General features: G+C 39.3%; 12 protein-coding genes. 2 read left to right on the top strand and 10 right to left on the bottom strand.

Translation table 11 applies throughout. The annotated features are described in order from the left end of the window. The 10 genes from H6607_04385 to H6607_04340 form a co-directional block, all read right to left on the bottom strand. Positions 1-870 (bottom strand): hypothetical protein, encoded by an 870-nt coding sequence (locus H6607_04385; protein ID MCB9261591.1) that lies wholly within the window; start codon positions 868-870, stop codon positions 1-3. After that, a complete protein-coding gene (locus H6607_04380) occupies positions 867-1,010 on the bottom strand; it encodes a hypothetical protein (GenBank protein MCB9261590.1) in 144 nt (47 codons plus the stop codon). Before H6607_04380 ends, H6607_04385 begins: the two co-directional genes overlap by 4 nt. 43 nt (positions 1,011-1,053) lie before the next feature. Beyond that, a complete protein-coding gene (locus tag H6607_04375) occupies positions 1,054-1,311 on the bottom strand; it encodes a hypothetical protein (GenBank protein MCB9261589.1) in 258 nt (85 codons plus the stop codon). A gap of 27 nt (positions 1,312-1,338) precedes the next feature. After that, on the bottom strand, positions 1,339-1,938 hold the full coding sequence (locus H6607_04370; protein MCB9261588.1) for a hypothetical protein: 600 nt from the start codon (positions 1,936-1,938) through the stop codon (positions 1,339-1,341). A gap of 213 nt (positions 1,939-2,151) precedes the next feature. Next, positions 2,152-4,080 carry an ABC-F family ATP-binding cassette domain-containing protein gene (locus H6607_04365; protein MCB9261587.1) on the bottom strand — a complete coding sequence of 643 codons (1,929 nt, stop codon included), beginning with the start codon at positions 4,078-4,080 and terminating at the stop codon, positions 2,152-2,154. 17 nt (positions 4,081-4,097) lie between these two features. Further along, the gene (locus tag H6607_04360; protein ID MCB9261586.1) at positions 4,098-4,379 is read right to left on the bottom strand and encodes an ATP-dependent Clp protease adaptor ClpS; all 282 of its coding nucleotides are present in this window, start codon (positions 4,377-4,379) and stop codon (positions 4,098-4,100) included. Between the two features lie 18 nt (positions 4,380-4,397). After that, positions 4,398-5,030 (bottom strand): glycerol-3-phosphate 1-O-acyltransferase PlsY, encoded by a 633-nt coding sequence (gene plsY / locus H6607_04355; protein MCB9261585.1) that lies wholly within the window; start codon positions 5,028-5,030, stop codon positions 4,398-4,400. Beyond that, complete coding sequence (locus H6607_04350; protein MCB9261584.1) at positions 5,030-9,418, bottom strand: hypothetical protein; 4,389 nt, start codon at positions 9,416-9,418, stop codon at positions 5,030-5,032. Before H6607_04350 ends, plsY begins: the two co-directional genes overlap by 1 nt. Before the next feature lie 58 nt (positions 9,419-9,476). After that, entirely contained in the window at positions 9,477-10,298 is an 822-nt protein-coding gene (gene prmA, locus H6607_04345; protein ID MCB9261583.1) for a 50S ribosomal protein L11 methyltransferase, read from the bottom strand. Positions 10,299-10,498: 200 nt separating this feature from the next. After that, positions 10,499-11,017, bottom strand: a complete 519-nt coding sequence (locus tag H6607_04340; GenBank protein ID MCB9261582.1) for a sigma-70 family RNA polymerase sigma factor — start codon at positions 11,015-11,017, stop codon at positions 10,499-10,501. Positions 11,018-11,252: 235 nt separating this feature from the next. Here H6607_04340 and H6607_04335 point away from each other — a divergent pair, with 235 nt between their 5' ends. Together H6607_04335 and folE are read left to right on the top strand one after the other, a co-directional pair. After that, positions 11,253-11,660, top strand: coding sequence for a 6-carboxytetrahydropterin synthase (locus tag H6607_04335; GenBank protein ID MCB9261581.1), 408 nt, complete (start codon positions 11,253-11,255; stop codon positions 11,658-11,660). A gap of 3 nt (positions 11,661-11,663) precedes the next feature. Continuing rightward, the gene (folE, locus tag H6607_04330; protein MCB9261580.1) at positions 11,664-12,281 is read left to right on the top strand and encodes a GTP cyclohydrolase I FolE; all 618 of its coding nucleotides are present in this window, start codon (positions 11,664-11,666) and stop codon (positions 12,279-12,281) included. Positions 12,282-12,299: the final 18 nt, after the last annotated feature.

Raw genomic sequence — 12,299 nt, 5'->3', positions numbered from 1 at the left:
CTATTTTATTTTTCGTCCGCTAAATTCGTACTCATCCTCACTATACCCTCCATTATGTCGGGCAATCTTGTAATATCCCTTAATTTCAAGGCTTTCGCGGTTTATTGTAAACTTGCCACCAAAAGGTGCGTTCGCGACAGTAGACGAAATTGAATAAAGGGTAGAATTAAATTGCAACTGTTTTGAACCGCTAAAAATCGTATCAGGTGGATTTTTTGAATCTCTATCGAAATTGATATACTGCACATCACTAGTTCCATGATCGCAACCAAAGTCAATGGGAAAGGAAGGCGGTGGCCCTATATAATGCCAATTTCGAATGCCAATAATGGTGCTATCCTTTTCTCCCTTAAAAAGCACTTTAAAATCGCCGTTGGTTAAAAATTCGCACGGTGTTTCCACAAAATGAATGTATTGGGTTACGGTGTCAATGCCATCATCGTCAGGGAAACAGGCCTTGTCGGGTGTTCTTCTTAAAATAAGCGTAATGGGTATATCGTTTTCGCCTGTTTGTTTTGTGTCGCTAAAATCGCGGCTAAAAACCGGGGCGATTATTACCTCCGAACCCAGCAGCCAAGTGCAATGGTAGGATGTGTCGCCTTTGGTGTATCCTACAGGCCGAAAACCCACATCATACCTCATAAAAGCCACATCGGGGTTAAACGCATCAATCCACTTTGGAAATTCTAACTTAAACACCTGGCTCATTTCAAAATCGGCGGTTACGGGTTTTTTCCCGTAGCAGGGGTCGTAATTCTCACACTTTGGGTTGGTGGGATCGTTACAAGTTACGTCGTCATCTTTACACCCCTGCATACCAAAGCCCGCCCAAAGCAAAAAAATGGCCGTGAAAATTTTAAAGGTACTCATATCTTTACTGTTCCATTGTTGTCAGCCCCTTCACAGTTTACCGGGCTAATTGGGTTGGTGCTAATGCCTTTTCCTTCTTCGCACACCTCGGCAGCGGTTGGTGCGGGTGTTGTACATTGGCCGTTGGCTATATTGGCCATTACCAATAGTGTTAAAAGTTCAATTAATTTTTTAATAACAATTTTAAATTTCTTTTCCTGTAAATTCTATGTAAAACTCATGCCCTGGAAAGGTAGATTGAAAACGGAAAGTGACCCATACACCAGTTTTGGAATATTCCTTAATTACCTGTAAGTCCGTTAAATATTTGGTGCGTTCTAGTCGAGCGGTTGGACAATTTTCCCTTTTCTCCCATTTTTTATAGTAATGTTTACAACTACCACATCCGCTTAAATAACCACATCCCTCTTCGGGCAACTGTAATGAATCAACAATGGGCAAACCTACCACAATCCAATGGCTTGGGGTCTAGCCCCTAAAATCAAAGCTATCGTTCCAAAATAGGGTTATTTGGGCTTTATCATTGGGTTTGTCGCTAAAAAAGCCTTCAAAAGTGCGAGCATCGGCATAGGGGTCAAAAATGTTGTACTGCTTTTCCGTAAAAAATATATTTCGGGTAACCACCACCAAGGTATCGGCGGGATTGTCTAAACAACTAGTATAAGGCGTATGAATGGTGAGTGTTACAGGATAAAATCTTTCCCAACCATATTCCTTTAAGTCATCTTCAAACGAAATTTCAAATTCATCTACGGTTCGCACCGTAGAATCGTCGCCTATTCGCCATTCGTATGTGCTATGCGGGTTTCCTTTAGGTACAGTCAGCCTTACTGAGGAGCTTAAAAAAGTGTCGCAATAGGTTATCATATCCAAACACCATTTGGGTGGTGGTGGAAAGCCGTTATCGCCATCTCTTACTTTAAAATAGGTGTCGATGGTGTGTTGGCCATAACATGGGTCGTAGTTGTCGCAGTCTGGGTCAGAAGCATCAAGACAATGCTTACACCCCTGCATACCAAAGCCCGCCCAAAGCAGAACCATGGCCATAAAAATTTTAAAAGTATTCATAGCTTTACTGTTTTAAGTTGTCCAACTCTTGCTCAATGGCTTGCATTTGCTTTTGCAGTTGGATGATGTACGAAGTTAATTCAATTTTTTAATCCTTCAAGCGTACTGAAAAAATGACAATTGGTTTTTTAGTTTAAAGTTTGAGTCTTTCAAAAGTTTACTTTTCTTTTCGTAAAGACCTGACAGGTTTTTAAAACCTGTCAGGTCTTTACCTCATTCTTCCAATTCCAATAATTGCTCAATCAATTCATCAATTTTTTTGGATACAATTTCCTTCTTTTCGGTTTTAAGTCGGTGATTTTCTGATAGTTCATATAGCCTTTTCACATCCTTGGCCATTTCTGGTTTGGTTAAATCTTCCTCTATTACCGCCATTTCGTTGTTTAAGGTTGCCAGTTTTTCTTCCAATCCAGATATTTCGTTTTCTAATTTCCTTTTTTGTTGTTCTGTACGCTTTTGATCTTCGTTTTTTTGTCCGCCACTGTTCGTAGTGCTTTTCTCTTTTTTTACAACTTCTTGGGCTGGTATTGAATTGGTTTTATTGGTTTCTTGCTTCTTTTTCCAGTAGTTGTATTCTTCGTAGTCTCCCGGATATTCCTTTATCTGCTCATCTTCTATCCACCATATTTTGTTGGCCACTTGCGATACAAAATATCTGTCGTGGCTAACCAACACAAAACTACCTTTGTATTGTTGCAAGGCTTGAATAAGCACCTCAATGCTCTGCAAATCAAGGTGGTTTGTAGGCTCATCGAGCAACATAAAATTAGCTTTTTCTACCAATGTTTTTGCCAAAGCCACCCGTGATTTTTCACCTCCACTTAGCACTCGAATAGGTTTAAAAACATCGTCTCCGGTGAATAAAAAGCACCCCAATACATTTCGCAACTCCGACTCCAACAGGCCACTGCCATGTTGGGTTAGCTCTTGCAAAATTTCATTATCAAGATGCAATGCCTGCAACTGGTGCTGGGCAAAAAAGGAAGTTATTACGTTAAACCCTTCTTTTCTGTCTCCATCAAAGGTTTCGGTGTCGGCAATTATTCTTAGCAGGGTCGATTTTCCTTTACCGTTGGCACCTATCAAGGCTATTTTATCTCCCCGCACTATCGTGCCATCGGTTTGGGTAAGAATTCTGTTTTGGCCAAAATGTTTAGTGATGTCATTCAGCTCCATCACAATTTTACCCGATTCTTTGCTGATGTCAAACTTCAGGTTTACCCTGGCACCATCATCCTGCACTTGTTCAATTTTGTCCAGTTTGTCTAACATTTTCACCCGGCTTTGCACTGCTGTGGCTTTGCTGGCTTTGGCTCTAAACCGATTGATAAATTTTTCTTGGTCTTTTATAAACTGCTGTTGGTTGTCGTATTGTCGTTGCTGCAGCTCGTCCCGCTCTGTTTTAGCGTTCAAAAAGAAATCGTAGTTGCCCTCCCAAACATATAATTTTAGGTTGGCCACTTCCACAATTTTGGTAACCATTTTATTGAGGAAAAATTTATCATGCGAAACCACGATGACCGTTCCTTGATAGCTCTGTAAATAATTTTCGAGCCACTCAATAGAAGGTAAATCAAGGTGATTTGTTGGCTCATCCAGCATCAGCACATCAGGTCGTTCCAAAAGCATTCTGGCCAATATGACCCTCATTCGCCAACCACCGCTAAACTCTTGAAGTGGTCTTACCAAATCGCTTGTTTTAAAACCAAGACCTTCTAAAATTTCCTCTGTTTGGCTTTTGGCCTGATAGCCTCCTTGCCGCTCAAATTCTTCTTGAAGATGTCCGATTTTTTCCAATAGCTTGTCGCTGTGGTCGGTTTCCATTTGCAGATAAAGGTCATTTAATTCTTCCTCTATTTTTAAGGTTTCCTCAAATGCCTGCATGGCCACTTCCAATATGGATTTATCAACCGCCGTCTCGCTCATTTCTTGATGCAAATAGCCTATTTTTAGACCTCTCATCATAGATATGGAGCCTTCTCGAAGCTCATATTCTCCAGTAATTAATCGAAGCAGCGTTGTTTTTCCGGTACCGTTTTTGCCAACAAGGCCAATTCGTTCTTTTGGTTTTATATGCCAATTGGCATTTCTGTAGAGGTAATTTCCTCCAAATTCGTAAGAAATATCGTTTAATGAAATCATTTAAAGCAGTTTGTTGATTAGGCTTGTTCTACTACCGCCGAAAGACCCTTGCGGCACAAGGCATCGCAAATGCTTTGAAGCTTGGCCGAACCACCGAATTTTACGGCACATTTGCCTTTATAATGAATGATGAGGGAACACTGTTCTGCCTGCTCGGGCGTGTGGTCGCAGTATTTTACCAAACAAGATATTACGTGGTCGAATGTATTTACATCATCGTTAAAAATAACTAAGGCATAGCCACCAAGCACTTCGTCAAGTACTTCAACTTCTTCTAATTCTTCCGTTTGATGAAACAATTTTTCGTGATTCACAATCTATGTTGTTTTCTTTTTAAACAAATAAATTTTCTTCTCTTCTCCCTTTATTATTCTGGTTATGTTGGCTCGGTGCGTATAAACCACCAAACCAATTGCAAAGATGCCAAAAATCAATAAATATTTTTCACTGGTTTGGTAAAAAGCATAACACAAAAACACAAACGAAGCAGTAGCAACAATAGAACCGAGCGAAACCATTTTGCTGGTGACAAGCACCAATAAAAAAATAGCAGCACAGATAAGGGCTATTTTCCAATTAATAGTGATGACCAAACCCAGCAAGGTGGCAATGCCTTTGCCCCCTTTAAACTCGGCAAATACCGGATATAAATGCCCCAACACGGCCAACAAACCAAAGGCTATTTTAAAGGTAATAATCGTTTCGCCGTGTGGCACCCTTTCAAAAAAATACACCAAATTGGCGGCTGTAAAGCCTTTCAAAATATCGAGAATTAAAACCAATGTTCCGGCTGATTTGCCCAAAACCCTGAATGTGTTGGTGGCTCCGGCATTCATGCTGCCGTGTTGCCTTACATCAATTCCATACAACGCTTTTCCCACCAAAACCGCCGATGGAAATGAGCCCAACAAATAGGCCAAAAGTGAAAATAGTGCGAGACTTAAATACATTATCCTGTATATGCATCAATACTATCCAGAAGTTTTCTCACTTTCGAAGGCGAGGCAGGTCTTATCTTATACCCCTTGTCGTTTATCTTTTTTGCCTTTTGCTTTAGCAATGTGTTAAACTCCTGGTCGGTTGAGTAAATATATAAGCTTCCTCTAAAAAACTCGAAGTAAAAATAATCATATTTTGTAACTTCAAAATAAAAGGTCACTTTATTGATGGTTCTTTTCCGTTCAATCAACATTCTGGCATTAAAGGTTTTGTTGACCTGATGGCCACTAATTACCGCAATATTTATGGGGTCTATCCCCACAAAACCTCGAAGCGAATCGTTGTAAGAAAAGCTCATTTCGCTGATTATAAAATCTTTATCAATGGCTTTTACCAATTTTGTTTCTCCCACCGAACTCAATTCATCTTTTACTTTGCCAAAATCCTTTTCGTCCAAAACCTGGCCAAGATTTTCTTTATACGTTTCGTTGTCGGCAGAAAAGGAAGGAGCATCTGAGGCTTTTTCTTCAATCAGTTTATACATACGGTCATAACACTCTTTGGGCAAGGCCATGCTCATAAGTGCCGTGGTTGTAAACATATAAGTAGAGTCTGACGCTGATTTTTGTGCCTGCCCAATAAACGTGGTGTTGTAAAGCGGGTGCATGTTTAAACCGAGATCTAAAATGCCGTGAGCCGTTATTTCTTTATTGTCGGCAAAGGTTATGTAATTGCCCTTGTAGTAGCCATTCATCAAATAGTTGCTATCACCAACCACAAATTGATTTTCGGTCTCATCATAAAACAAGATGCCAGTGTCCACGGCAATCTCCAAATCGGCCACGGCACTTCTATAGCTAAAAAAAGTTGTGTAAATATTGATGGAATCGTAGTTGGAATAATTAAGACCAACCGACACTTTTCCTTTGTCCTTATTTCGAGGGTCGCGGGCATTAACTATCACATCCTTGGGGTCGGGGGCTGCAATGTATTTAAACCAATCGCTTTTTATGTCGTCAAAAGAGTGGATGGGTTTTACAAATCCTTTAAACGAGAGATGTTGCTGTTTGCTATACATCTCCACAATACCTTTGTAGGCTATTTTGGGTGAAAGTATAAAATTGAGTGAGTCCGACAAATATCCCTCTGCCATTACCGTACTCGTATCTCGCAGCACCCGCATTTTGTCAAAATAGATAACCTGCCCGGTGCTGTGCTTGTCTTTATACTCCAAATAACCTCTACCTGACAATGAAAGTCGGCCTTCTACCCAAATTGAGCAGTCATAAAATTCGTGAAATTTATCTTTTCGGTTGGCCCACATTTTTGATTTATGAAGAGGCCGAATTACCCCGTCTTTTTCAATGGTAACTTTTCCTTCGTTCGGGAAAACACGCGAGTCGGCAATATCAATATAGGGTACTTCTTCGGCATAGATAATGCCTTCGTTCATGTCAAATAGGGCTTTGGTGCTTTGAAATTTTAAATTTTTCTGTTCCGGATTTTTCGAGACAAAGAAGTAATCCTCCGGTTTTTGGCGACCTGTTGGTGTCAGCAAAATGGTTTTTTTGTCCATGTCCCATTTATACTCGTCCATGCTGGAGGCAAATTGGTTGTAAGGAAAATCGGTTAAGTGCCCAAGTTCATTGGCTCTAAAATCTCCCGTTCTTTTCTGAAAATCTATGTGCGATTTTACATTGGTTGAAACAAACGAAATTTTTCCGGCATCTATATCCCCAATTCGAATGGCCGAGGTGTCGGCATTGGCATGAATAGGCGTAAAGTGCATATCTTTTGACGTTAATACTGCATTATCCCATCTCAACTCGCCAAAGCCAGACAAGTCGGTGGGGCTGTGGGTTAGCAATCCTTTAAATACCTGACCATTGTCGAACACATCCACGTCGTGGTCTTTGGTATAAATTTGCATTTTATCTTCTTTTGGCAACCAGTGAGTGGTGACATCCGCAGCATAAAGTTTTGGGTATTTCCCGCTTTTCTTTATTTCATACAAATCCACCTCGGCATTGGTGCTGTCGGGTGTCATCAATATTTTATTTGATGTCATTATACCTCCTTCATATTGAATTTCGCCCGTTGCCCAAAAACCTTCTTCGCTCAGGCTTATGTCAATATCGCCATGGCCTTTGCCGCCATACATTGGGTAACCTCCTGCCGGATTTTTTCGTTTAAAACCTAAAGAGTAATCATCCATAATACCCAGTTCGTAAGGAAATTCGGGTAAAATACCTCCCGACACAAATGTTCCGGGAAAACGCAATCCATCTATGGTAAAGTTGTCCATACTGTCGATGGTAAAGGGGTCAACCTCAAACCGAAACTCTTCCTTTTTATATGCTCCGTTGTGTATCGATTTTTTATCATAAGCCACCACCGACGGAGCTCTACTGGTAAACATCGGATACTCCGGATATTCCGTTAAACCTGATTTGTTGCCGGGTTTGTCAATATATAAAGTTCCGTTGATGTCGCTCAAAACGGATTTTATGGGTCTCAAGAAATTATCATTTTCTTTATCAGGAAACCAAATTTTCAACGAATCAATTTTATTACTGCTAATGGTAAAAAACTCATAGCTAAAATCGAAATTATCTCCAAACAAATCAAATCTTCCGGCGGTAACCCGACCATTAAAAATCATTCTTCGGTCGTTTTTCAAAACTACCTTTTGCTCTCTCGGAAAGGCGTAAACATACTGCGAATCACTGAACTGAAACTTCTCTACTCCGGTCAATTCAAAATCGTAATTTACCAAATTTAACACGGCATTGGGCTTGCTTCCAGGCTGTTTGCTTCGAAGTCGTATAACATCATAATCTTGCAAATGCCGATTGTCCAAAAAATAGTTTATGGCTTTTTCTTTGATGGTTATCATTTCCTTATTGGCATCGTAAAATATGAACCCATATTTGGTCAAATCCACAATTTGATACATCAAATATTCTTTTTTGGTTCCAACAAAATTGGCGTATTCCTGCAAGGTAAGCGTTTTTCTTTTGCCCTTATTATCTACATAAAATTTGTAGAGCTTATCCAACGGATGATAAGCCATGTTGTTTGATTTGGTTATCAATTCATAGTTGTATTCTTTATAAAAGTTTTTCGATTCAAATCGAGCCACCTCTTCGCCATTTATCATGTCAAACGAAATGGTTGATTCGCTCATTTTCCAAATTACCTGATCCACCCAAATTTCCATATTATGGTCTGTATCAAAAAACGGAGATTCTTGCAGCCCCTGCCCTTCTCGCACCAATCTTAGCACTTTGTCTTTGTTGTCGAAATTAAATTTTATGTGCTGATGATATATGGTGCCACTATCTGTATTGATGGTAGCTTCACACTCATCACTCACAATTCTTTCTTCATCAATACCAAAACTCTCCGATTTTACTTCCACAATCAAACGGTCTCCACGATAAAATTCAAATACGGCATAGTTTTCTTTGGTTCCTTTTCCAACCATTCGTTTGCCATTTAGTCCAAATCCACCTCTAAAAATTATATCGCCATCAGCAAAACCTTTTAATGTCAGATTGTCGCTAAACGATTCAAACCGAGGGTAGGAGGTTTTAATTTCTTTTTCTTCTCTTTTTCCAGTCACCTCCATCGAAAGTTTGTCTTCAAATTTACCTTGAACCTTACCGTCAATCATTCCCACATATTGAAAAGCTACCGGATTGGCCTCAAAGCCTCGTTCTTCAAGTTTTATTTCATATTGGCTGAGTTCTACAAACACGGCATTGGGGTCAAGACCTACCCTCTCCCAGTCCACTATGCCCCCGTTTCCTTTCCAAATCTGGTCAACCACATGATAGATTCCCGATGTTTCTCTAATTCTTATCTTATCTTCCGGCCCCTGACAAGTTAGGTCAATATTTTTGAATTCAATGGTTGTTTTCTTTCCATCATAATTGATTTTATAATCCGTGGCACTTACTCCCCACCATTTTTTATCATCTACATACAACCGATTATTCAAAAAAAGATGATTGCTTGTTTCCAAAATGCTCAAAAAAGCCTGTCTGTCTCTGTCTATAAGTTTTGATTGATGCTTTAACCAATCGTTGGTTTCTTTTTCGCCAATGCCTTTGGTGGTGTCTTTTGCTGCATTCAAGGTGCTTAGCATCAGGTTAAACTCCGGATAGGCCGTCATTTTGGCTATATCCATGTTCTCAAACATTCGTATTATAACCGATTGTTGATCTTCGGTATATTTATTGTTCTTCCAATAAGCCTTAAAAACTTCAAAATTCTTTTTTACCTCCGGCTCTTTGGCCGATTTCAAATATTCTTCTAAATCAACTATAAATTTTTCAGGGTCGCGGTTAAATCCCTTTGTTTGAGCCACAACATTGGTGGCAACAAATGCAATCAAAAGAGCAAACAAGCTCCTGAATATCATGTTTTTAAAATTATTTACAACCATTATTCTCTTACTTTTTTGTGTACATCAGGCACTCCCAATCGCCTTTCGATATGTTTCTATCAATGGCAAACCCATGACTGCACACAATGTTATCTATTTCTTCTAAATCAAAATTCAAAAACCCGGCCAATATAATCTGCCCGCCCTTTTTGGTGGCTTTGGCCAAAAAAGGTATCAAACCTACATTAATATTTTTTGTAATATTAGACAAAACCACGTCAAACTCTTGGTCAGGAATAGCCTCATGGCTTCCTTGAAGAATTTTAACGTTTTCGCTACCGTTATATTTCAAATTTTCGGCTGCGTTTTCAACACAATTTTCATCATAGTCGATGGCCACCACGTGCGATGCACCCATTTTTTCGGCCAAAATAGCCAACACTCCCGTTCCTGACCCCATGTCAAGCACACTTTTTTTAGTAAAATCGGTTGTCAACATCATTTCAATAACCAATTGCGTAGTTTGATGATGCCCCGTGCCAAAAGACATTTGTGGTTGAATAATGACTTCATAATTAACTTCTGAGTTTGGCTCATGAAAAGGTGACCTAACAAACACCTGACTTCCAATCAAGATCGGTTCATAGTTCGATTCCCACTCTTCATTCCAGTTTTTATTTTCCATTTTGCTGATAGAAAAACTGTTTTCCATACCATATTTGGCCAGCTTGTCATACAGCAATTTGTGGTTGAAATTTTCTTCTATGATATATGCTGCCACTTCCGAACCTTTGTCCCAAAAGCTCTCAAAACCAAGCAGTTCCAGTTCGGCCATTAGCACTTCCTTTTTTTCGTCTAACACCGGAATGTTTATCTCCAAATATTGCATGTGCAATATTAGTAGATTAGTTGATTAGATGATTAGTTGATTCGTTTGCCGCAGAATTTAACCTATCGGTTTTTTGTTCGGGTTGCATCTGCAAAGCCTTTCTACCTACAGAGACTGTTATTTTATGGTAATTCTTTATGCGATGCTAATCAAAACCACCAATTTTTTCCCCCAAGACAAATTACATCGTGCCGTTTTATTTATTCATCCTTCAAACCATAATGTTCGGCATAGGTTTTTAGTAGTTTTCTTAACCGACGTTTTGCCACAAATATTCGGGTTTTTACAGTACCAATGGGTATATCCAATTGCTCGGCTATTTCATGATATTTGAATCCTTCCATATTCAACTCGAAGGTATATTTCAAATCTTCGGGTAATGTTTCGATGGCTTTTTCAAGATCCTTTGCCAAAAACTTGGTTTCGCCCATATTTTCTGTCACATAGTCAGACGCATCCAAAAAATAGGTGTTGTCAGTAGTATCAATAAACGTATTTCGACGCATCAATCGCCGATAATTATTAATAAAACTGTTTCGCATTATGGTATATAACCATCCTTTGAGGTTGGTGCCTTCTGCAAATCGGGTTTGATAGGTCAATGCCTTTAAGAGGGTTTCTTGCACAAGGTCGTTTGCGTCTTCTATATTTTTAGTCAACTGCATGGCATAGCTGCTCAGTGCGGGTTGCTCATTTGTTATTTTTTTTGAAATGTCCATTGTTGTTTTTTCTGTTTCTGCGACCAAATCTATACCATATAGACTTATTGGCAATGAATGTTTGTATCATGGGAATGTTAAGAATCAAAAAATAATTATAATTTCCTAAAAATCAACACTATAAATAGTCATCAAATAATCTTATACCCACATTTTGATTGCTTATAAGGATATGTTATTTTGTCAGGTATAAAACTAAATGTCGGCTTTCGGGTTTAATACTACATTTGCACAAATGAAAATTTCGGTTATCAGAAAAACCCATTTCAATGCGGCTCATAGGTTGCACAATCCTGTATGGACAAACGAACGGAATCGGGAGGTTTTTGGAAAATGCAATATGCCTAATTATCATGGCCACAACTATGTGCTGGAAGTAAAACTTACCGGAGATATTGACCCCGAAACCGGATATATCATGGATTTAGGCATTTTAAGAGAAATTGTCGATCGGGAAATTGTAGAAAGATACGACCACAGAAACTTGAATTTAGACATACCCGAATTTCAACATTTAAACCCAACCGCTGAAAATATTGCCGTTGTTATTTTTAATAAACTGCGTGCTGCCATCGACCCACAATACAAACTTGGCCTGAGACTTTACGAAACCGACCGCAATTTTGTTGACATTGAAGAATAAAAAATGATTAAAGACTGCACAAATACCCCACTTCGAAAAGATGCTTTTGAGTTGAGCGATGACGAAAAAATTGCCAAAATTGAAACGCATGTTCGTGGCATTTTGGACGTGCTTGGTATGGATTTGACGGACGACAGCCTTTCAAAAACTCCTCACAGAGTGGCAAAAATGTACGTTAAAGAGATTTTTGCCGGCCTTAACCCAAAAAACAAACCAGAGATAACACTTTTTGAAAATAAGTACAAATACAGCCAGATGTTGGTTGAAAAAGACATAGCTGTTTTTAGTACGTGCGAACATCATTTGGTGCCTATTTATGGCAAAGCCCATGTGGCCTATATCAGCAATGGCGAGGTAATTGGCCTATCAAAAATCAACCGAATTGTTAAACATTATTGCAAAAGGCCGCAGGTGCAAGAAAGACTGACACGACAAATTGCGGCAGAACTTCGTGAAACATTAAAAACCGACGACGTGGCAGTGGTGATTGATGCTGCCCACATGTGTGTTGCAGCTCGCGGCATTGAAGATGTAAATTCTTCAACCGTTACCGCCGATATTAGTGGGCAATTTCAAAAAGAGGCCACCCGCATGGAGTTTTTGCGGTATATTGGATATTAAAAAATCGATTAGTTACCT

The sequence above is a fragment of the Flavobacteriales bacterium genome (assembly GCA_020635395.1).
Classification (GTDB): domain Bacteria; phylum Bacteroidota; class Bacteroidia; order NS11-12g; family UBA9320; genus UBA987.
Note: the sequence above shows the minus strand (reverse complement) of the source record. Positions and strands in the feature narration are given on the sequence as shown.